Genomic DNA, 20803 nt, shown 5'->3' with positions numbered 1-20803 from the left:
ATACGCCAATGAAGCCAATTTCCGGCACGCAGCCGAAGCGGTCTGATGCCGCGCCACTCATGACGCCCACGGACTTGCGCCGGCGCTGGCGGGCTGGCGAGGAGGTCGCGCTGCTTGACGTGCGCGAGGAAGGCCCCTACTCGCTGGCGCACCCCTTCTTCGCCGTTTCCCTGCCGCTTTCGCAGATCGAGCTGCGCGTTCTTGATCTGATCCCGCGGCTCAGCGTCCCCGTTGTCGTGTATGACGACGGCGAAGGATATGCCGAGCGGGCAGTGAAACGTATTTCAGCGCTCGGCTACACGGATGTCTCGATCCTCGACGGTGGCCTCGGAGCCTACCGGGCGGTCGGCGAGGTCTTCCGCGACGTCAACGTGCCGAGCAAGGCATTTGGCGAACTTGTCGAGGCGATCCGCCACACGCCTTCCCTGTCGGCGAATGAGGTCAAGGCCCTGATCGAGACGGAGCCCGATCTGGTCGTGCTCGACGCCCGCCGGTTCGAGGAATACCGCACCATGAGCATTCCGCGCGGCGTCAGCGTGCCCGGCGGTGAGCTCGCATTTCGCGCAAGGGAAATCGCGCCCGCGCCCGGCACTACCATCATCGTCAATTGCGCCGGCCGGACGCGCAGCATCATCGGCACGCAGTCGCTGATCAATGCGGGGCTCCCGAACAGGATCTTCGCGCTGCGAAACGGCACGATCGGCTGGACCTTGGCCGGACACCAGGTCGAACGTAACAGGACCGACCGGTTCCTGCAGCGCCCCGAAGTGACTTATGCCGCGGCACTTGCCAGCGCGACGCAATGGGCCGAGCGCGTCGGCGTTCCGGCCCTCGACCGCAACACATTCGATCTAGTCCTCGCCCAAGCGAACGAACGCACGCTCTATTTGCTCGATGTGAGGACGCCGGAAGAATACGAGCGCGGACATCCGCCCGGCTTCGCCTCGGCACCCGGCGGGCAGCTCGTGCAGGCCACGGATGAGTGGGTCGCCGTGCGTGGATCGCGGCTCGTGCTGTTCGATGACGACGGCGTTCGCGCGCGCATGGCCGCATCCTGGTTGATCCAGATGGGCTGGGAGGCTCACATTGTCGGACCGGACGTAATTGAGCCGACCGAGACCGACACTCCGGCACCGCGCCGTCCAGAGCCGGTAACCTCCGGCCCCGCGATCGACGTGGCGGAGCTGATCGCAAACCGCGACAACTGGACCGTCATTGATCTGGCGCGCAGCCCCGCGTATGCCGCGGGCCATATCCCTGGCGCCCATTTCGTGCTGGCCTCGCGTTTCACCGAGGATTTGGCGCGATTGCCCGGCGAGGGAGCGATCATTCTCACCAGCGCCGACGACGACGAAGCCTTGTTCGCGCTTGCGGATGCGACCGCCGCGACACCGCGCAAGGTGGCCGTGCTGAAAGGCGGAACGCGCGCCTGGACCAACAGTGATCAGCCGCTGGAGCGGGATCGGCATTCCCTGATCTCGCAGCCCGATGATGTCTACAAGCGACCCTATGAGGGAACGGACAACGCGGCGGCCGCAATGCAGGCCTACATCGATTGGGAGCTGCACCTTGTTGCCCAGCTCGCAAACGATTCGGTGTCTAACTTCCACGTCGTTTAGAGGACGGCTAGGAGCGCGCTCCCGTCGGAACCAGCGCCTCCACCGTCACGCCGTCAGCGGACGACACCGTCAGCGAGCCGCCCAATGCCAATATGCGTTCGCGCATGCCGGTCAGGCCGAAGCCGAACCGGTGGTCCGGGCTCAAGCCGCGGCCATTGTCGCGGACCCGCACCCGCGCACAGCCGCGATTTCCCCGCACCCCCTCCGGCTGCTCCGCAAGCTCGACGGTGACTTTGACCGCGGTCGCGCCGGCGTGACGGAAGGCATTGGTCAGCGCTTCCTGGACGACGCGGTAGATCGTGAGATCGGCAGTCTCTCCGGTCTCGCCGAGCGAAGGCGAAAGGCTGGTTTCGATCGCCACCTCCGGATGCGTCTCCTTCCACAGGCGGAACAGGGCAGAGAGCGCCTCGTAAAGTCCAAGTTCGGCGAGACCGACCGGACGTAGCTTCTCCAGTATCCGGCGGGTGAACTGCTGCAGCGCGTTGACCTGCTCGAGCATCGCGCCGCTGTGCTTTCGCACCTGATCCGGACCTGCTTCGGGTGTATCCGACAGCCGCATCAACGCACTTGCATGGGCGCGCAATGCGAACAAATGCGGCCCGAGCTCGTCGTGCAGCTCGCGCGCGATCTCCTTGCGCTCCCGGTCCTGCAACGAAACGGCGCGTTCGGCGAGCCGCCGCTTGTCCTCGATCGCTTCGCCGAGCGTGGCGGCGAGGTGATTCAGCTTGGCGCAGATCGCAGCCAGTTCCGGAGCGCCGCCCGGCGTCACGCGAACATCGTATTGCCCGGCCTCGATCTTCGCCATGGCTTGCGACAGCTCTTCAAGCGGCGCCAGCGCGCGGCCGACAACGCTCCTGATGATCAGGAAGAGCACAACGACGATGGTGGAACCCACCGCAAGCTGGGTGACGATGCCATCCCAGATCTCCGCCATCTCGTCATTCGGATGCGAGGTGATCACGAGCGATTCCGATTTGCCGCGGATGTTGATTGGCACGCTAACGGAAGTCGTCTCCGGATGAACGAGCGAGACAAACCAGGCTGGCGGTGACCGCCCCTCCTCGCGGCTGTCAGTCGCGTCGCCCTTTCCGGACTTTGCCGTCGTGCCATCCTGGCGCGTGATGCTGACGTGACGCAGCCGGCTCAGATCGCGAACGATCTGGTCGAGCCGGGCGTCGGGATCCGGCGCCTCGTTCAGCCCGGCAACGATCGTGGTCACGAATTCCTGCGCCAGCCGGATCACGCTCTGGTCTTCGGCCTGGACCCGGGGCCCGGCCTCCACGACAAGCCTGGCGATGTTGATGGCGAGACCGAGCGCGAGAACGAGCGCCAGCAGCAGGTTGATCCGCCCGCGCAAGGAAAGTTTCTGCCACATCGCCTTTGCCCACGATCACCCGCGTTCGGTTCCTCGATGAAGAGGAGCGTTGACAGACAAATACCGCGTCTGTCTAATCGAAGGGTACAGCAATCGCGCTGGAGATGCATGAGCGCCCGCGGGAAAGCCGCGTTCATGCAATCTGATGCGGTGCAGCAACGGGCTGACGCAGCTATCCGGGACTTCAAGCATGCGCGTTCTGATCGTTGACGACCATCCGATCGTCGCTTCCGGCTGCCGCACCGTGTTCGCCGACGAACCGGAGATCGTGCTGCTTGAAGCATCGGACGCCGAAAGCGGCGAACGCGTTTTTGTCACCGAGCATCCCGATGTCTCCGTGGTCGACATCAATCTGCCGACCGTCTCCGGCTTCGAACTGGCGCGGCGGATGCTGGCGCGGGACGATTCGGCGCGCATCATCATGTTCAGCATGAACGACGATCCGGTGTTCGCCGCCCGCGCCATCGAGATCGGCGCCAAGGGTTATGTGGCGAAGACCGGCGATCCCAACGACCTCGTCGAAGCCGTTCACGAAGTCGGTCGCGGTGGCGTCTATCTGCCGCCCGCGATTGCGCGCCGCGTCGCCTTTGCCGGGCCCACCGCTGCGCAGAGCCCGCTGTCAAAGCTTAATCCGCGCGAGATGGAAATCCTGCGCCTGTTGAGCGCCGGCAAGACGCTCAGCGAGATCGCCTGGCTGGTTCATTCCTCATACAAGACCGTCGCCAACACTTCCTCGATCATGCGCCAGAAACTTGGCGTGCGCACCTCGGCCGAACTGGTGCGGTTGGCGATCGAGAGCGGCGTCGCCTGAACTTGCGCACGCATGATCCGCAGAAGTCGGCACCGGTTTCCCTCGCGACAAACGCGAAGCGTTTGCGCGGAGATCATGCGCCAACAGAGTAGCGCCGGAGTTAAGACATCATGACGATTCAAACCGTTTCGACGAACAAATCCCATGGCGGCATCCAGGGCGTGTACAAGCATGCCAGCCGCGAAACCAAGACCGACATGACCTTTTCGGTCTACGTTCCCCCGCATCCGGCGGGCGCGAAGCTGCCGGTCGTGTACTATCTCTCCGGGCTGACCTGCACCCACGCCAATGTCACCGAGAAAGGCGAATACCGCGACACCTGCGCCGATCTCGGCCTGATCTTCGTGGCGCCTGACACCAGCCCGCGCGGCGAGGGCGTACCCGGCGATCCCGCCGGGGCCTACGACTTCGGCCTTGGCGCCGGCTTCTATGTCGACGCGACGCAGGAGCCCTTTGCCCAGAGCTACCGGATGTGGAGCTATGTGACACAGGAACTGCCGCAGCTCGTCGCCGCGAATTTCCCTGTCGACCCCGTGCGGCAGTCGATCATGGGCCACTCGATGGGCGGGCATGGAGCGCTGACGGTGGCGCTGCGCCATCCCAACCGCTACCGCGCGGCGAGCGCTTTTGCGCCGATCGTTGCGCCGTCACAGGTGCCCTGGGGCATCAAGGCCCTCGGCGGCTATCTCGGCGATGACAGAAACGCATGGCGCAGGCATGACACGGTGGCGCTGATCGAGGACGGCGCGCGGTTTTCCGACCTCTTGGTGGACGTTGGCGATGCCGACTCGTTCCTTGCCGAGCAGCTTCGCCCGGAACTGCTGCAACAGGCCTGCGCGAACGCGCAGATCCCGCTCCTGCTCCGACGCCAGGAAGGCTACGACCACAGCTATTATTTCATCTCCACCTTCATGGGCGATCACTTGCGCTGGCACGCCGCGCGGCTGACGGCCTGAACCATCTTCATTGTGGCTAGGGGTACGGCGGCGTTCGACATTATCGCCGCGACGGCAAACCTCGCTCTCATGATCGTGATCGTGCGCAATCGAGAACGTCGCAACGACAAAATGCGGGGTTGCAAGGCACAACAATTCAGTCATCTTGCAGCCCAAGAGTATCTCCATCGCCGGTCAAGGCGAGGAGACGGCGGGAGGAAACATGGTCCGATGGCTGGTCGCCGCAATCGGTCTGGTCGCAATGGCGATGCCCGCGCGTGCCGCCGAGCCGATCGAGATCGGCATCGGCTATCTCGGCCGTGCCGGCGTTCAGCAGAAGCTGTCGCTGGTCGAACAGCCCGCCGAGAATGACGGCGTGGCCGGCGCGCGGCTTGCGATCGAGGACAACAACACCACCGGAAAATTCCTCAATCAGCGTTTTAACCTGGAGGAGGTCCGGCTGAGGGAAGGCGAGGACGTGGCGAAGGCCGCGACTGCCCTTGCCGATCGCAATGGCTTCATCATCGCCGATCTTCCGCCGGATGCGCTGCTGCAGGCGGCGGACGCGCTGCGCGATCGCGGCACGGTGCTGCTCAACGCCGGCGCGATCGATGACCGGCTGCGCGAGCAGGACTGCCGCGCCAACGTGATCCATGTTGCGCCGACGCGGTCGATGCTGGCGGATGCGCTGGCGCAATATCTGGTCTGGAAGCAATGGAGGCGCTGGTTCCTGGTGGTCGGCTCGCACGACAAGGACAAGCTCTATGCCGACGCGCTGCGTCGCGCCGCGACGCGGTTCGGCGCCAAGATCGTGCAGGAAAAGACTTTCGAGGATACCGGCGGCGCGCGCCGCACCGATAGCGGCGTGACGCTGATCCAGCGGCAGATGCCGGTCTTCACCCAGCAGATCCCCGCCTACGACGTGCTCGTTGCCGCCGACGAAAGCGAGGTCTTCGCGTCCTATCTGCCCTACCGAACCTGGGACCCGCGGCCGGTCGCGGGCTCCGCGGGGCTCGTGCCCACGAGCTGGGACGCAGCGCAGGACCAGTGGGGCGCGATCCAGATCCAGAACCGCTTCGTGAAACTGAATTCGCGGCGGATGACCGCGCTCGACATGCAGGCCTGGACTGCGACGCGCATGATCGGTGAAGCCGCCTCCCGCACGAACTCGGGTGACCCGAAGAAGCTGCTTGCTTTCCTCAAGGGACCGGATTTCTCGGTGGCCGCGTTCAAGGGCACGCGGCTGACGCTGCGAAACTGGAACCAGCAGCTTCGCCAGCCGATTCTTCTGGTCGACGGGCGCATGGTCGTGTCGGTGTCGCCGCAGGAAGGCTTCCTGCACCAGGTCTCCGAGCTCGACACGCTCGGCGTCGACCGCCCGGAAACCAAATGCAAGCTGCAGTGAGGGAGAGATCGCGCATGTGGCGCCGCTGTCTGATTTCCGGAACGGTCCTTTGGCTTGCGGCCGCCGCACCCGCCTCCGCCTTCATGGCTTATGTGTCCAACGAAAAAGGCAACACGGTCTCGGTGATCGATACCGATAGCTGGACGGTGACAAAAACCATCAAGGTCGGCCAGCGCCCGCGCGGCATCGAGTTCAGCCGCGACGGCAAGTTCGTGATGGTCGCGGTCGGCGACGACGACACCATCCAGGTGATCGATGCCAAGAAGCAGGAGGTGGTGGACACCCTGCCCTCCGGGCCTGATCCGGAGCTGTTCACCCAGGATGCCGCGGGCAAGGTCATGTACGTCGCCAATGAGAACGACAACACGGTGACCGTGATCGATCTCGAAAAGCGCGCCCGCATCGGCGACGTCCAGGTCGGCGTCGAGCCGGAGGGCATGACGATCAGCCCGGACGGCAAGATCCTGATCAACACCTCCGAAACCACCAACATGGCGCATTTCATCGACACGTCGACACGCCAGATCGTCGACAACGTGCTGGTCGACGCGCGACCGCGCTTCGCCGAGTTCAAGCATGACGGCTCGGAATTGTGGGTATCCTCCGAGATCGGCGGCACGGTGTCGATCGTCGATCCGGTCAAGCACGTGGTGACCGGCAAGGTCACCTTCAGCATTCCCGGCCTGCGCAGCGAAGCGATCCAGCCGGTCGGCATCGGCATGACCAAGGATGACAAGACCGCCTTCGTCGCGCTCGGCCCGGCCAACCGCATTGCGGTGGTCGACGCCGTCAGTCACAAGGTGATCAAATATCTGCTGGTCGGACAGCGCGTCTGGCACATGGCGTTCACGCCGGACGAAAAATACCTGCTGGTGACCAACGGCGTCTCCAACGACGTCTCCGTCATTGACGTCGCCGCGCAAAAAGTAATCAAGACCATCCAGGTCGGTGAGCTTCCCTGGGGCGTAACGATTGCACCACAATGACAGCAACCGAGATACCCATCGCTGACAGATCATCGCCGGACATATCGGCCCGGCAGGATCCTGCCGGCATGGCCGCCCTGTCCATCGAAGGCGTCAGCCATTCCTATGGTGCGCGCCGCGCGCTGATCGATGTGAGTTTTGAAGTCGCGCCGGCGAGCTTCACGGCGCTGCTCGGCCTGAACGGCGCCGGCAAGAGCACGCTGTTCTCGCTGATCACGCGATTGTTCGGCATCCAGGCCGGACGCGTCGGCATTTTCGGCCATGACATCAGCCATGCGCCGGGCGAGGCGCTGCGGCTGCTCGGCGTCGTGTTCCAGCCTCGCACGCTCGATCTCGATTTATCGGTGACGCAGAACCTGCTCTATCACGCTGCCCTGCACGGCATCGGCCGGCGTGAGGCGCGGTTGCGCAGCGGCGAGGTGCTGGCGCGCATTGCGCTTTCCGACCGTGCCGGCAGCAAGGTGCGCGACCTCTCCGGCGGCCAGATGCGCCGGCTGGAGATCGCGCGTGCGCTGCTGCATCGGCCGCGCCTGTTGCTGCTGGATGAGGCGACGGTCGGCCTCGACGTCAAGGCCCGTTCAGACATCCTTAACCACGTTCGGCAGCTCGTCGCCGAGCAAGGCATTGGCGTGCTCTGGGCCACGCATTTGTTCGACGAGATCACGGCGAGCGACGATCTCGTGGTGCTGCATCAGGGCAAGGTGCTGGCACGCGGCCAGGTCTCGCGCGTGATCGCCGATACCGGCGCGCAGGACATCAACACCGCCTTCATGCGCCTGACCGGGACGGTGGGCAAAGCCGGGAGCGAAGCATCATGAGCTCCATCACCGTCACGCCGTCGCGACGCGGCTTTTCCATCGGCGAATACATCACCTGCCTCAACGGCATCGTCTGGCGCGAGGCGCTGCGCTTCCTGCACCAGCGCGAACGCTTCGTCTCGGCACTGGTCAGGCCGCTGGTATGGCTGTTCATCTTCGCCGCCGGCTTCCGTCAGGTGCTGGGCATCTCGATCATCCCGCCCTATGAGACCTACATCCTCTACGAGGTCTATATCGCGCCGGGCCTGATGGCGATGATCCAGCTTTTCAACGGCATGCAGTCCTCGCTCTCGATGGTCTATGACCGCGAGATGGGCAATATGCGCACGCTCCTGGTGAGCCCGCTGCCGCGCGGCTACCTCTTGTTCTGCAAACTGCTGGCGGGCACCGCGGTCTCGCTGTTGCAGGTCTATGCCTTCCTCGTCATCGCGTGGCTCTGGGATATCACGCCGCCGCCGATCGGCTATCTCACCGTGCTTCCCGCGCTGGTGCTGTCAGGGCTGATGCTGGGGGCGCTCGGCATGCTGATCTCCTCCGGCATCAAGCAGCTCGAGAATTTTGCCGGCGTCATGAACTTCGTGATCTTTCCGATGTTCTTTGCCTCATCCGCGCTCTACCCGCTGTGGCGGGTGCAGGAAGGCAGCCCGATGCTTTATTATGTCTGCCAGTTCAATCCGTTCACCCATGCGGTCGAATTGATCCGCTTCGCGCTGTATGGCCAGATCAACTGGATTTCGCTTAGCGTCGTCGCCGGCTGCGCGGCGGTCTTCATGATCGGCGCGATCCTGGCCTATGATCCCTCGCGCGGATTGGCGCGGCGCGGGCCTGCCGGAGGCGAGACATGATCGGGCGGATCGCAATCGGGGCATTGCTTGCTGTCGCTGTAACGACTGGGGTCGGTCGCGCCGCCGATCCACGCCATCCCGACTGGCCCTGCGCGCAGGCCAAGGTGCCGGAGATTTCGCTCGCAGCGGTGTGGGCGGGACCACCGCTCGATGACATCAGGGACAAATGGAAGGAGGACGCCAAGATCAGCGCGCTGGTGGAGAAACTGGCCGCGCGGCGCACGCCGCTCGATGATGCCCAAAAGGCGATCACGGATTTCCTCGCGGCTTCCGCGGCCGATAAGACCACCGCCGGCAAGCTCTTGTTCGCCGGCCTGTTCGATGCTCTTAACGCCCAGCGTTCCTCGGTCATGAACGGGATCGAGCGGGTGACGCGCAAGCAGCGCGAGGCGGCCGAGAAGATCCGCGCCGATACGCTCGCCCTGCAGGCGATGCAGACCGCCCCTTCGCCCGATCAGACCAAGGTGGACGAACTCAGCAACCAGCTCCTGTGGGAAACGCGGATCTTCGAGGACCGCCAACGTGTGGTCAGATTTGTCTGCGAAGTACCGACAACGATCGACCAGCGCCTGTTCGCGCTTGGCCGCACCATTCAGCAAGAGATGGAATAGCGCAGTTCCCGCGCAAAAAGGTCAGTAACGCTAACCTTTGCCGGTTCCAGCGGATGGTTCCGGAACCAAATGGGATTCCAGCCTCTTGTCGTCCAGGTCATCTCGAAACCGGGAGAGTTTTTGATGAGAAAGGCAACGATCATCCTGGCGGGCGCGACGGCCGTCAGCATCCTCGCGACCGCGGCCTTGGCCCAGCAAAACATGACGGGGACGATCACCAAGATCGATCGGCTGAGTGGCACGATCTCGATCCAGCAGACCCAGAGCGGCACGGTCGGCGCAGGCAGCGGCGCAGTCCAGGAGTTCAAGGTGACGGATACCAACAAGCTTGAACCCTTTCATGCCGGCGACAAGGTGAACTTCTCCGCCTCCGAAGGCGGCGGCACCAAGACCCTCACCGATCTCAAGAAGCAGTAGTGTCTTTTTCACCTCTCCCGCTTGCGGGAGAGGTCGGCGCGCAGCGCCGGGTGAGGGCTCTTTCCACTCAAAGAGTCTCAATGTGGAGATACTCTCACCCCAACCCTCTCCCGCAAGCGGGAGAGGGAGCGCAGCATCAGCACCGGGGCCCTGCTTCATACAAATGGAGTCTCAGGGCTTATTTCTCTTCGCCCGTCCGGGGTTCCGGCCGGGCTTCGACGAGTGGCAAGCCTGCGCGCTCCCATCCATCGGATCCCAAGGGATACCAGGCGATGTTGGAATAGCCGTAGGTCAGCGCGCGCTTGGCTGCGTTCCACGACATCCAGCAATTTTCCTGGCAATAGATCACGAGCAGCGCCGCCTTATTGCCGCACGAGGCACGCTCGAGGCCGCGGCGAAGATAGTCTTCAGTTACATCAGCGAGTTTTCCGTAGCCGGTGTCCGCCAGCCAGATGCTGCCGGGGATGTTGAGCCGCGGCTTGTCGCGCCAGACCGTGCCTTCGGGCAGGTTGGCGGGCTTTGGTGGACGCGGCAGCACGTCGACGAACGCGCCGGTCTTGTCGCGCCAGATCGCCTCGGCTTCCGCGGTCGAGAGCACGCGAGCGCCGGCAAGTGTCGCGGGGACCGGCGCGCGATAATTCTCCGTGCGGTATTCTTGCGGCTCGGCTGCCGGCTGCTGCGCGTGGGCTGCAACGGCGAACACGTTGGCGGCGACGACCAGGCCCGTGAGCCACGGACTCATGGCGATTTCGTCGCCGTGTCCGGGCCGATCGGCCGGTCATTCTCGTCCAGGAGCGGCACGCCGAAATCGAGCAGGATCTTGTTGATCTCGCCCTGGTTCTCCTGGATCAGGCGGTTGAGCTGGCGTTTCCAGTTCTGGTCCGCCGGGCGCACGCCCATGCCGATGCGATAGACGAGCTTCGGGCCCGTCGTTTCCTTCACCAGCGGCGTGACGTGCAGCGGCGGATTGGCTTTCCTGGCATAGAAACCGGCCATCGGCCCCCACAACACACCTGCGTCGATCTCGCCCTTGGCAAGATCCTTGATCATCGCCTCCGCGGAAGAGTCGATGCGCGTGTCGATCATCAATGGATAGGGCTTTGCATTCGCCATCAGGCCGGCCGCGGCCATGTTGGTGCCGGGCGGCGTGCCGGCGACGACGCCGATATGCTTGCCCTTCAATCGCTCGTCCTCGAGGGTGGTGACATCATCCAGCCCGCTGCCTGGCTTTGCGATCAGTGCATAGGCCGTGCGATAATAGGGATTGGTGCCCTGAGCCAATTCATCGCCCTGCGGAAAGCCCATGATGACGTCGCAGCGGTGCGAGCCGAGCGTCATCCGCACGAAACCGGTCGCCTGCGGAAAATAGGTGAACTCTAGCTTCTTCTGCAGTTTCTGGGCAAACAACTCGGCAAGCTTGTTCTCGAAGCCTTCGCCCTTGTCGTTGGAGAACGGCAGGTTGCGCGGATCGGCGCAGACGCGCAGGACCTTGGGATCGATCAGTTCGATCGAGAGATCGCCGCTTTCGTTGGTCTGCGCGCGAGCGGCACCGTGCCCGACCGCCATCGCGGCGATCGTAAGCACCGCCGGCAACAAGCGGCGATATCGTCCGGCACCCGCCATCGCGCTTCCTCCTCTTTCCTGCTTGGGGCTAACCATAGATTGCCCGGCATGTCATGGCGTGCAACAGCTTCGTGATGGTCTCGCCTGGCGTGCTGCAGCGCAAACAGGCGCAATACGAATGCGAAGCGGTCGAGGCCGCTTCGCGCATGAACTGGGGCGGAAACATGGCTCGTGTCGTCTCGCTGATCGCGCTCGTCGCTACCCTCTGCCTGTCGACCCTAGCGCAGGCGCAGGAACAAGAATTGTCTGTGAGCGAAGTCGCGCCTGGAATATTCGTGCATACCGGCGAGATCGCCCTGATGACCGGCGAGAATGACGGCGCCATCGCCAATATCGGATTCATCATCGGCGACAGCGCCGTTGCCGTGATCGACACTGGAGGCAGCGTCCGCGAGGGACGGCGATTGCTGGCCGCCATCCGCGCCCGCACCGACAAGCCCGTCCGCTATGTCATCAACACCCACGCTCATCCCGATCATGCCTTCGGCAACGCGGCATTTGGCGGCGACGGAACCGTTTTCGTTGGCCACAAGAAGCTTCCCGACGCGCTGACGGCGCGAGGCCAGTTCTATCTCGAGGCCTTCCGCCGGACGATGGGCGCGGAACTGATCGATCCGGTCCGCATCGTGCCGCCGACGATGCTCGTCGACGGCAGCCGCGCGCTCGATCTCGGTGGACGATCACTTGCGCTGAGAGCTTGGCCAACTGCGCATAGCGATAACGATCTCACCGTGTTCGATGAGAAGACCCGGACCTTGTTCGCCGGCGATCTTGTGTTCGTCACCCACATCCCCGTCGTGGACGGCAGCATCAAAGGCTGGCTTGCCATCCTCGGCGAGCTTGCCGCCCTGCCTGCGCAGCGCGTGGTTCCCGGTCACGGGCCCGTGAGCGAATGGCCGGCGGCGCTGACCGATGAACGCCGCTATCTCGAGACGCTGGCAGCCGACGTGCGCGGGCTGATCGCGAAGGGCAAGCCGATCACCGCCGCAGCCGAAAGCGCCGCGGCATCGGAGCGGCCGCGCTGGAAATTGTTCGACGACTACAACGCCCGCAACGCAACTGCAGCATTTTCGGAATTGGAGTGGGAATAGTTCTGGCGGGGCCGTATAGTGGAGGCGTTGCTTCCATCCTCGCCGAGCGGAGAACGACCATGTTCGGAGCGCCTTTCCGTCTGCTCTGCATCGCCGGCCTGTTCAGCGTCGCACTTGGTGTGCCCGCGGTAGGCGCGGAGCGCTATGATCCCTGGCCCGGCCTCGTCCAGGACATCTTCAACAATCGCCAGATGAGCGACGGTGGCGACGTGATCGCGATCGAGATGCCATCCCGCGCGGAAGATGCCGCGATCGTGCCGGTAACCCTGCGCACCAAGCTTGCAGCCGGCGATAGCCGCCGCGTGCGGACGATCACGCTTGTCATCGACCAGAACCCGGCGCCGATGGCGGCCAAGTTCGAGTTGGGGCCGGACGCCAATGTCACGGAAATCTCGACCCGAGTGCGCGTCAACAATTACACCGACGTCCATGCCGTAGCCGAACTCACCGACGGCACGCTATATGTGGTGAAGACTTACGTGAAAGCATCCGGCGGCTGCGCCGCGCCTGCACTCAAAAACGCCGAGGAAGCCAAGGCGAGGCTCGGTCAGATACGATACCGGCAGTTTTCGAAATCCGGCGCAGGTTCCACGAGCGGAGCCCGAGAGGCGCAGGTCATGATCGGCCATCCCAACAATTCCGGCCTGCAGATGGACCAGGTGACCCAGCTCTATATTCCCGCCTTCTATGTCGACCGGCTGCAGCTCTGGCAGGACGACAGCTTGGTGCTGAAGATGGAAGGTGGAATCTCGATCTCCGAGGATCCCAATATCCGCTTCACCTATGTCTCGAACGGCGCCAAGCGTTTCCGCGCCGAGGCCAAGGACACCGACGGCCACGTGTTCGAGCACGAATGGAAGATCGATTCGGATAGTTGAACGGACGGGCGTCCGGAATAGCCCATTTCAGAAGCACCTGACTTCTGCTTCGGCCTGGGCGCGGCGGAGATCGTTAAGGGCATTGGTCGCCTGCTCGGACGTGCGGAAGGGCGAACCCATGTCGCCCCTCACCTGCGACAGGCTGAGCACCGTCTCGGCGGTGACATAGCGGTCATAGGGAATCAGGGATGCGATCACGTCGATCGAGCACGAGCATTGCTCGATTGCGTGCCGTGTTTCGCCATTCGCCTTCAGGCAGCCGAACACGTATTCCGCGCGGGTGGCTGTCGGATAATCGTTGACCTCCTCGCCGCGCGCGATGGCGGCGCTTGCCGCGAACACGATCAAAGCGGCGACAATAGGTCGTACCGGTCCCGCAAGCGTCATAGCCATCCTCCCGCTTTCAATGGCGCAAGCTATGCTATGACTACAGAAGAGAAAAGAACACGTTCGAGGAAACGGCTCAACAAAATGAGTGCCATCATTCGCACGCTGCTGGCTGCCGCGGTTCTTGCGGCGACGCCGCTCGCCGCTTGCTTCGGCGCAGACACGATCCGCGTTGCAGTGCAGAAGACCGGCACCTTTGCCTGGGAACTGGCGGTCATTCGCGCGCATGGCCTCGACAAGAAGGCCAACCTCACGATCGAGGCCACCGAGCTGGCAAGCCCGGAGGCGGGCAAGATCGCGCTCCGCGCCGGCAATGCCGACATCATGGTCTCCGACTGGCTATGGGTGTCGCGCGAGCGCACGCTCGGCGCCAAGCTCGCCTTCTATCCCTATTCGAGCGCGCTCGGCGCGGTGATGGTGCCGACCTCCTCGCCGATCCGTTCGCTCACCGATCTCCGGGGTCGCAAGCTCGCCGTCGCCGGCGGGCCGATCGACAAGAGCTGGCTCCTGCTGCAGGCATCGGTGAAGCAGGAAGGCCTCGACCTGAGATCGGGAGCGACCATCGTCTATGGCGCGCCGCCGCTGCTCGCGGCCAAGGCCCTTGGCGGTGAGGTCGACGCCGTCGTCAACTACTGGAATTTCTGCGCCGCTCTGGAAGCCAAGGGCTTTCGCCGCGTCGCCGGCATCGAGGACATCCTGCCGAAACTCGGTGCCAAGGGCCGCATTGCGATGGTCGGCTATGTCTTCGACGAAGGCTGGGCCAATGCGAACCACGACGCGGTCGAGCGTTTCATCACCATGACCCGCGCGGCCAAGGAGATCCTTACGAAGTCCGACGACGAATGGGAGAAGATCGCGCCCCTAACCGGCGCGGCGGATGCTGCAACATTGCACGCCTATCGCGACCGCTATCGCGAAGGCATTCCGCGCCGCCCGATCGCGGAGGAGGAGGCCGACGCAAAGGTGCTCTACCGGGTGCTCGCCAAGATCGGCGGCAGCGAACTGGTGGGATCGGCGACCGAGCTTGAACCCGGCACGTTCTATCACGCGATCCCGGGAGATTGAGCCGTGGTGCGCCTTCTCTCCTTCCTTCTGTTCCTTGCGACGTGGTGGATTGCGGCGCTCCTGATCGGTGACGTGAAGCTGCCGGCGCCGCCGGCGGTGCTGACGGTGATGATGAGAGAAGCGGCATCCGGCGCGCTGTTCATCAACCTCGGCGCTACGCTCGCGCGGGTCGTCCTGTCCTTCACGCTCGCAATGGCGCTGGGCGCCGCCATCGGCTACCTGATGGGCCGGGTCAAGCTCGCCGACCGGATCGGCGATCCCTGGCTGATCCTGCTGCTCAATCTGCCGGCGCTTGTCGTCATCGTGCTCGCCTATATCTGGGCGGGGCTCACCGAGGTCGCCGCGATCGCGGCGATCGCCGTCAACAAGCTGCCGACCGCGGTCGTCACGCTGCGCGAAGGCACGCGGGCGCTGGACCGCTCGCTGGACGAGATGGCGACCGTGTTCGCGATCCCGCGCGGCAGAGCATTCCGGCACGTGATCCTGCCGCAGCTTGGTCCCTATATCGCAGCCGCCGCGCGATCGGGGCTCTCGCTGGTCTGGAAGATCGTGCTGGTCGCGGAATATCTCGGACGTCCGAACGGCGTCGGCTTCGAGATCGGCGTCGCCTTCCAATTGTTCGACATTCCGCTCCTGCTCGCCTATTCGCTGACCTTTGCCGCGGTCGTGCTCGTGATCGAGACGGTGCTGGTGCAGCCATTCGAACTTCGCGCATCCCGGTGGCGGCCCCGTGCAGCTTGAGGTCGATATCACCGGCAAGCATTTCGAGAGTGCGGCGGGCGAGCGCCACCACGTGCTCGCGGCCATCAGGTTCTCGCTTCAGGCCGGCGAAGTCGGCGTGTTCGTCGGCCCCTCCGGCTGCGGCAAGAGCACGATGCTGAAGATCCTGGCCGGGCTCGACCACGACTACCAGGGAAAGGTCTCGCGGCCGGCTGCGGCGCGGCTCGGGATGGTGTTCCAGGAGCCGCGGCTTTTGCCCTGGCGGTCGGTGGAGGACAATATCCGGCTTGCCGCGCCGCACATTGACGAGAAACGGCTCTCGGAACTCTTCACCGTCCTGGAATTGACCGAGCACCGCAGCCATTTCCCCGGCGAGCTCTCGCTTGGCCTTGCGCGCCGCGTCGCGCTCGCGCGGGCATTTGCGATCGAGCCGGATTTCCTGATTCTCGACGAGCCCCTGGCGTCGCTCGACGACGCGCTCGCCGCGCACCTGCGCGAGCAGATCGCAACGCTCGTGGAAAGCCGCGTGATGATGACGCTGCTCGTTACGCACAATCTCGACGATGCCGTTTACCTTGGCGACCGGCTGTTCCTGCTGTCGGCGCGGCCGGCCAGGATTCTGCAGGAGGTGCCGATCCCGACACCGCGCACCGGACGGAGCGCCGCCGAGATCAACCACATCAAGGCTGACCTGGTGCGGCGGCGGCTTGCAAAGATATGAGACCTGCTCTTATTGAAAACGACTTTGGGAGCTCGCGATGCCACGTGGATTGATTGCTGTCGCTGTCTTGCTCGTTGCATTGCCCGGCGAACTCTGCGCGCAGGGCAAAGGGAAAGGCATAAGGCTCTGGAATCTCACCAGTTCGACCATCTCCGGCTTCCAGCTTTCACCGCCCGGCAAGAACGAGTGGGGCCCCAACCAGACGCTGAACGACAAGGACAAGGAGGTCGACCACGACGAGCGGCTGCGCCTCGTCGATATCGAGCCTGGACGCTACGACGCCAAGGTGAGTTATGCCGGCGCCAAGCAGTGCTTCGTCCGCGACATCGAGATCAAGGCTGACGCGGTGTTCTCGATTTCAGACAAGGATCTGAAGGACTGCAGCAAATAGGCGTCAGCCGGCGGGCGACGCCACTCCCTTCTCCGCTCGATCATTGCTGTGCGGATATTCGCAGCGCCATTTGACCGCTGTCCATTTCGGATGCTCGCCGACCCATTGCGCGATATAGGGCGGCGCTGCCATCGCACATTGCTGCAGCGAACCGTTGAAGGAGAACACAAGATGGGTCTCCTCGCAGGTGGTGGGTGACAGCACGGCACAGACGGTCACGATGAGATCGATCGGATTCATGCCTCAAATCCCTGGTGCTTCGGTGGAGCAATAGCACAGCAAGCTACGTAGGCGGCAAGGCCAGGTTTCGCCTCACCGTGAAAGCCGGAACCACAGCCGCAGGTTCCTAGAAATTCATGCCGAACACAAGCCGCGCCTGATGACGCTCGAAATTGACGAGATCGAGCGCTGCAGCCGATCCGGCCGGACGGCCCCAGGCCTGAACGCTCCAGGCCGCGGTCAGGCGCGAACGCTCCGATAGCTGTAGATAGGCGACCGGACCGATGAACAAGGCCTGCCCTTCGAACTCGTTCAGCCTGATCCCGTCATAGTGGCGGAGATAGCGCGCCTCGCCGCCAAGGAAAATGCCCGGCCTGACCTGCGCCATCAAGCCAACGGAGGCGCCCACCGTCGCCTCCTGCTCCGCGGCGCGCGAGGCAAGAAAACGCGTCCATTCAGGCTGGTAGATGAAATTGAGCGCCGCGACCAGGAAGTTCGGTACCAACTCGCGGTCAAAGGCCAGCGTGAATTCAGTGCCGAAATTGCGGATGCGGTCGGCCGTGGTCTCGTCGATCCGGTCCGAGTGGCTTTCCACCGCGAGGGTCAGGCCGAACGGCGCCGTCTCACGGTTGAGAAAGCGGTAGCGGACGTCCAAAGAGAGACCCTGCCAGCTCAATTGGCGCCGATCTTCAAGGCCGGGAATGCCGTAGATCTGGTGCGCCACAAAGGCGGCCCCCAGCTCAAGACGGATGTCGCGGGTCGGCACAAACTCCACTTCGAACTCCTGGGCAACCGCGCGATAGCTGCCCCCATTTCTCGAAAATGACCCCGTGGTCTCGGTCTGGAATTCACGCTCGCCGACATGCCCGATGTCGGTGCCGATCATGAAGCCGAACATATGCTCGGTGTCGATTTCCTCGGCACGCGCGCCAGCGGCAAGCAGTGCGAAAAAGCACACGGCAGCCGCCCGGAGCATCGTTGCGCGAAAAGACATCTTATTCCCGAGAGCGAATCGAAAGCGTCAACACCGCTGACAAAAAGACCCCTACCACAACGTCACGTCCAGCGGCAGCGACTGGAAGCTTGATTGCAAGGACCATTTCGGCTGCAATGCAAGACCCGGGAAGGGCCCGCGGAAGAACAATCGCTTCAGGGAGAATAAACCGAATGGCACGAGTTCTGGTACTGTACAAGAAGCCGAAGAGCGCCGAGGCATTCGACAAGTATTACGCGTCGGTGCACATTCCGCTGGCCAAGAAGATCCCGGGCCTGAAGAAATACGACATCAGCACGGGTCCGCTCAGGACACCGGCCGGCGAGAGCAACGTCCACCTCGCCGCGACGCTGTATTTCGACTCGCTCGACGCGCTGAAGGCAGGCATGGGATCGGCGGAAGGAAAGGCCGCAGGCGCCGACCTCGCCAACTTTGCCGATGGCGGCGCCGACCTCTACATTTTCGATACAAAGGACGTCTGAGAGACTCGAATAGAGCCCGACGAATACGCCTGACGCGGCTCGCGCAGACATCGCTGCGCGAGCCGGGCAGGCGCTCGACGCTTACTTGCGCGATGCGCAGGCGTACATGTTGATTTCCATGCCGACCTGCACTTCGACGATCTTCGGAGTCTTCCAGCTCATTCGATCCTCCCAAATGGCTTGGCGCGAGGTTCACGCCGAGGTCGAACCTATGGCCAGCGCGCGCGTGGCGCAAGTGGACAAGATCGACCCGCATGTGCATCTGCGCCGCAGTTGAGCGTCGATAGTTCCCTCCTGGACAAACCAGTTCTCTCTTGGGCAAAGCGCGTCAGGTGAGGCACACACTCACGCGCATACTCTTTCGAGATCGATCGCAAGACGCAGCGTGAGTTATGACTCCGCTCCGCTCAAGGCAACACGTTCAGCAATCGTTGTCCTTGTTCGCCATTCGGCCTTCGGATTTCTTACCTTCGGCCTGCTGGGCTGCTGTCGGCTCGCCCTGCATCTGCCGCCGCACATCTCGGAAGAACCAAACCGCGCGTCCCAGGTTCCGGGTGGCGATGTGATTCCCAATACTGTTCACTCCCGCCGTTTCGCCGCATCAGTTGCAAGCGCTTTTCGAGGTCTCGCATGAGAATGTCATTCCGGGTTTCACTCGTTCCACTCATCATGATCGTTCTTGCGTCGCCAGCCATCGCCGAGGAACGGCCCTTACCCGGGCAGACGCAGAGCCCGGCGACGCTGACGGGCAAGGAACGGCTCGGCAAGAAATGGATGGACGAGCAGCGGATCGACAATTGCAATGTGCCGCCCGATAAGCGCGGCTCCAGGCCGCGGCCTGGAGCCTGCTCACACGGGCCTGCCAGCTAATCAGGTTGTCTTATCGCAATAGCCGCAGCAGGGCGCGACCGGCGGGCGACCGCAATTCCTTGGCGTCAAGGGTTCCATCCTTGTCCGGATTCGCCGCGTTGAAGCGCTGCTCCACGACCGCAAGATATTCATCCAGCGTCAGCGTTCCGTCATGGTCAGGGTCGGCCGCCGCCAGCTCCTTGGCGCTTAGCCGGCCGCGCAGCTCACGCGCATCGAGCGTGCCGTCTTGATCCGGGTTCAGCTTGGTGAACATCGCAGAAGCCGCCTTCTTCACCTCGGCCAGATCGAGCGTGCCATCATTGTCGGTGTCGAACGTCTTGATCGGGTCGGCACGCTTCGGCGCGGCCAGAGCCGGCCCCGCAAAGGCCGCAACGGCCAATATCAAGACAACAAGACCACGCAATTTCATCTCTGCTCTCCTCGGAATCTCTTGCGATTGGGCAAACAGACAGGCTCGTACAGATAGCAAAGCGCCCCCCAAACGGCGCGCTTCACCATCTAGTCCGAGGTCGCGGAAAATTCTGCGGTGGAGCCGACCTGCTGCTGCCGGTGAACGGCTGATGGCACGATACCGAAATATTTCCGGAACACGCGGCTGAAATGCGAGGAGCTGGAAAAGCCCCAGGAGAATGCGACGTCTGTGATCGTCTTGCCGGGCTGCGCTTCCAGCTCCTCGCGGCAATGCTGCAGCCGGGCGCGCCAGATGTAGTCGCTTACGGTCATGCCGCGCTCGCTGAACAGCATGTGCAGGTAGCGCTTGGTGCATCCTAGCGCCCTGGAAATCTGGTCGATGCAGAGATCCGGATCGCGCAGGTGTTCGCGGATGAAGAACTGCGCCCGGATATAGGTCGCTTCCGCGCCGCCATGATTGAACGTCGTCTCGGCTTCGCGCAGCGGCAACAGCAGAAGATCGATCAATGAATCGGCAACGCCCATCGCATTGTAGGGCGACAGTCGGCTCGCCTCGGAAAAGGCCGCATGCACGAAATCGTAGGCGATGCGGCCGGTGCCGCTGCGGGCCGAGAGCTTGCAGGCCGGCATCCGCGCCGACCGGAAACCGCGCTCCTGCAGGAGCGCCTTCGGCACGATCACCACCTCATGCCGCGTCAGCGACGGGCTGATGATGGTGTGGGGACTGGAAACATCGTAGGCGAGGCAATCGCCCGGAACGAGCTCGAAATGGCGGCCGTCCTGCTCGAAATAGGAGACGCCGTGGGTCTGGAACAGGATCTTGATGTAGGGATGGTCGTTCAGTTTCGAGCGCGCGTTCACATGCGCGATACGGTGCTGGCTCACTTCGATCTGGCAGAGCTTCAGGCGCGAAACCGTGGTGTAGTTAACCCGTGCCTCCAGCGACGACGCGTCCATCGGGTCGACGTCAAACCGGCCGCACAGATCGGTCAGCGCATCTGTCCAACACTGGACCTGCTTCCTCGGCGTCAATCCGGAGGTAGTGAGCGAACGGATGGTATCGGGCATATCCAGCCACCAATTCGAGATGAAAGCGTGACTGCTCGCCGCAAGAGGCTTTGGTCACCGT

Annotated in this window: 26 protein-coding genes; 17 read left to right on the top strand and 9 right to left on the bottom strand. The window is 63.4% G+C overall.

Annotated features, from left to right (window positions below):
• The first annotated feature begins 8 nt into the window (after positions 1–8).
• Positions 9–1619, top strand: coding sequence for a rhodanese-like domain-containing protein (locus tag ACVJGD_RS36165; RefSeq protein ID WP_456638678.1), 1611 nt, complete (start codon positions 9–11; stop codon positions 1617–1619).
• A gap of 7 nt (positions 1620–1626) precedes the next feature.
• Here ACVJGD_RS36165 and ACVJGD_RS36160 read toward each other — a convergent pair whose 3' ends face one another.
• A complete protein-coding gene (locus ACVJGD_RS36160; RefSeq protein WP_456638677.1) occupies positions 1627–2994 on the bottom strand; it encodes a histidine kinase in 1368 nt (455 codons plus the stop codon).
• A 190-nt stretch (positions 2995–3184) separates the two neighbouring features.
• On the opposite strand from ACVJGD_RS36160, the gene ACVJGD_RS36155 reads away from it, so the two are divergent.
• From ACVJGD_RS36155 to ACVJGD_RS36120, 8 genes are all read left to right on the top strand, one after another.
• The gene (locus tag ACVJGD_RS36155; RefSeq protein WP_456638676.1) at positions 3185–3805 is read left to right on the top strand and encodes a response regulator; all 621 of its coding nucleotides are present in this window, start codon (positions 3185–3187) and stop codon (positions 3803–3805) included.
• A 110-nt stretch (positions 3806–3915) separates the two neighbouring features.
• On the top strand, positions 3916–4761 hold the full coding sequence (fghA, locus tag ACVJGD_RS36150) for an S-formylglutathione hydrolase (RefSeq protein WP_456638675.1): 846 nt from the start codon (positions 3916–3918) through the stop codon (positions 4759–4761).
• A gap of 202 nt (positions 4762–4963) precedes the next feature.
• Positions 4964–6145: an ABC transporter substrate-binding protein gene (locus ACVJGD_RS36145; protein WP_456638674.1), complete on the top strand. Its 1182-nt coding sequence runs from the start codon at positions 4964–4966 to the stop codon at positions 6143–6145.
• A 14-nt stretch (positions 6146–6159) separates the two neighbouring features.
• Positions 6160–7131 carry a YVTN family beta-propeller repeat protein gene (locus tag ACVJGD_RS36140; RefSeq protein WP_456638673.1) on the top strand — a complete coding sequence of 324 codons (972 nt, stop codon included), beginning with the start codon at positions 6160–6162 and terminating at the stop codon, positions 7129–7131.
• 68 nt (positions 7132–7199) lie between these two features.
• Positions 7200–7949 carry an ABC transporter ATP-binding protein gene (locus tag ACVJGD_RS36135; RefSeq protein WP_456638672.1) on the top strand — a complete coding sequence of 250 codons (750 nt, stop codon included), beginning with the start codon at positions 7200–7202 and terminating at the stop codon, positions 7947–7949.
• Positions 7946–8794, top strand: coding sequence for an ABC transporter permease (locus ACVJGD_RS36130; protein ID WP_456638671.1), 849 nt, complete (start codon positions 7946–7948; stop codon positions 8792–8794). The genes ACVJGD_RS36135 and ACVJGD_RS36130 overlap by 4 nt, the downstream gene beginning before the upstream one ends.
• On the top strand, positions 8791–9405 hold the full coding sequence (locus tag ACVJGD_RS36125; protein ID WP_456638670.1) for a hypothetical protein: 615 nt from the start codon (positions 8791–8793) through the stop codon (positions 9403–9405). Before ACVJGD_RS36130 ends, ACVJGD_RS36125 begins: the two co-directional genes overlap by 4 nt.
• A 123-nt stretch (positions 9406–9528) precedes the next feature.
• Positions 9529–9822: a copper-binding protein gene (locus tag ACVJGD_RS36120; RefSeq protein WP_456638669.1), complete on the top strand. Its 294-nt coding sequence runs from the start codon at positions 9529–9531 to the stop codon at positions 9820–9822.
• A 178-nt stretch (positions 9823–10000) separates the two neighbouring features.
• On the opposite strand, the gene ACVJGD_RS36115 is transcribed toward ACVJGD_RS36120, so the two are convergent.
• Positions 10001–10564, bottom strand: a complete 564-nt coding sequence (locus ACVJGD_RS36115) for a PQQ-dependent catabolism-associated CXXCW motif protein (protein WP_456638668.1) — start codon at positions 10562–10564, stop codon at positions 10001–10003.
• Positions 10561–11445: a substrate-binding domain-containing protein gene (locus ACVJGD_RS36110; protein WP_456638667.1), complete on the bottom strand. Its 885-nt coding sequence runs from the start codon at positions 11443–11445 to the stop codon at positions 10561–10563. The genes ACVJGD_RS36115 and ACVJGD_RS36110 overlap by 4 nt, the downstream gene beginning before the upstream one ends.
• 164 nt (positions 11446–11609) lie before the next feature.
• Between ACVJGD_RS36110 and ACVJGD_RS36105 the strand changes: the two genes are divergently transcribed.
• Together ACVJGD_RS36105 and ACVJGD_RS36100 are read left to right on the top strand one after the other, a co-directional pair.
• Positions 11610–12536, top strand: coding sequence for a quinoprotein relay system zinc metallohydrolase 2 (locus ACVJGD_RS36105; RefSeq protein WP_456640484.1), 927 nt, complete (start codon positions 11610–11612; stop codon positions 12534–12536).
• A gap of 59 nt (positions 12537–12595) precedes the next feature.
• Positions 12596–13414 carry a quinoprotein dehydrogenase-associated SoxYZ-like carrier gene (locus ACVJGD_RS36100; protein WP_456638666.1) on the top strand — a complete coding sequence of 273 codons (819 nt, stop codon included), beginning with the start codon at positions 12596–12598 and terminating at the stop codon, positions 13412–13414.
• A gap of 27 nt (positions 13415–13441) precedes the next feature.
• Here the strand turns inward: ACVJGD_RS36100 and ACVJGD_RS36095 are convergent, their stop codons facing one another.
• Complete coding sequence (locus tag ACVJGD_RS36095) at positions 13442–13801, bottom strand: hypothetical protein (protein WP_456638665.1); 360 nt, start codon at positions 13799–13801, stop codon at positions 13442–13444.
• Between the two features lie 84 nt (positions 13802–13885).
• Between ACVJGD_RS36095 and ACVJGD_RS36090 the strand changes: the two genes are divergently transcribed.
• The 4 genes from ACVJGD_RS36090 to ACVJGD_RS36075 are packed head-to-tail and all read left to right on the top strand — an operon-like array spanning position 13886 to position 16698.
• Positions 13886–14866: an ABC transporter substrate-binding protein gene (locus ACVJGD_RS36090; protein WP_456638664.1), complete on the top strand. Its 981-nt coding sequence runs from the start codon at positions 13886–13888 to the stop codon at positions 14864–14866.
• A 3-nt stretch (positions 14867–14869) separates the two neighbouring features.
• The gene (locus tag ACVJGD_RS36085; RefSeq protein WP_456638663.1) at positions 14870–15607 is read left to right on the top strand and encodes an ABC transporter permease; all 738 of its coding nucleotides are present in this window, start codon (positions 14870–14872) and stop codon (positions 15605–15607) included.
• Positions 15597–16307: an ABC transporter ATP-binding protein gene (locus ACVJGD_RS36080; RefSeq protein ID WP_456638662.1), complete on the top strand. Its 711-nt coding sequence runs from the start codon at positions 15597–15599 to the stop codon at positions 16305–16307. Before ACVJGD_RS36085 ends, ACVJGD_RS36080 begins: the two co-directional genes overlap by 11 nt.
• 37 nt (positions 16308–16344) lie before the next feature.
• Positions 16345–16698, top strand: a complete 354-nt coding sequence (locus tag ACVJGD_RS36075) for a hypothetical protein (RefSeq protein ID WP_456638661.1) — start codon at positions 16345–16347, stop codon at positions 16696–16698.
• A gap of 3 nt (positions 16699–16701) precedes the next feature.
• Here the strand turns inward: ACVJGD_RS36075 and ACVJGD_RS36070 are convergent, their stop codons facing one another.
• Complete coding sequence (locus ACVJGD_RS36070; RefSeq protein ID WP_456638660.1) at positions 16702–16938, bottom strand: hypothetical protein; 237 nt, start codon at positions 16936–16938, stop codon at positions 16702–16704.
• 106 nt (positions 16939–17044) lie between these two features.
• The gene (locus tag ACVJGD_RS36065; protein WP_456638659.1) at positions 17045–17875 is read right to left on the bottom strand and encodes a hypothetical protein; all 831 of its coding nucleotides are present in this window, start codon (positions 17873–17875) and stop codon (positions 17045–17047) included.
• Between the two features lie 209 nt (positions 17876–18084).
• Here ACVJGD_RS36065 and ACVJGD_RS36060 point away from each other — a divergent pair, with 209 nt between their 5' ends.
• Positions 18085–18393 (top strand): EthD family reductase, encoded by a 309-nt coding sequence (locus ACVJGD_RS36060; protein ID WP_456638658.1) that lies wholly within the window; start codon positions 18085–18087, stop codon positions 18391–18393.
• 81 nt (positions 18394–18474) lie between these two features.
• On the opposite strand, the gene pqqA is transcribed toward ACVJGD_RS36060, so the two are convergent.
• A complete protein-coding gene (gene pqqA / locus ACVJGD_RS36055; RefSeq protein WP_035689484.1) occupies positions 18475–18555 on the bottom strand; it encodes a pyrroloquinoline quinone precursor peptide PqqA in 81 nt (26 codons plus the stop codon).
• Between the two features lie 468 nt (positions 18556–19023).
• Here pqqA and ACVJGD_RS36050 point away from each other — a divergent pair, with 468 nt between their 5' ends.
• Entirely contained in the window at positions 19024–19263 is a 240-nt protein-coding gene (locus ACVJGD_RS36050; protein ID WP_456638657.1) for a hypothetical protein, read from the top strand.
• Between the two features lie 10 nt (positions 19264–19273).
• On the opposite strand, the gene ACVJGD_RS36045 is transcribed toward ACVJGD_RS36050, so the two are convergent.
• Together ACVJGD_RS36045 and ACVJGD_RS36040 are read right to left on the bottom strand one after the other, a co-directional pair.
• The gene (locus ACVJGD_RS36045) at positions 19274–19672 is read right to left on the bottom strand and encodes an EF-hand domain-containing protein (RefSeq protein WP_456638656.1); all 399 of its coding nucleotides are present in this window, start codon (positions 19670–19672) and stop codon (positions 19274–19276) included.
• An 89-nt stretch (positions 19673–19761) separates the two neighbouring features.
• Positions 19762–20742: a helix-turn-helix domain-containing protein gene (locus tag ACVJGD_RS36040; protein ID WP_456638655.1), complete on the bottom strand. Its 981-nt coding sequence runs from the start codon at positions 20740–20742 to the stop codon at positions 19762–19764.
• Positions 20743–20803 lie beyond the last annotated feature (61 nt).

Source organism: Bradyrhizobium sp. USDA 10063, assembly GCF_054063735.1.
Note: the sequence above shows the minus strand (reverse complement) of the source record. Positions and strands in the feature narration are given on the sequence as shown.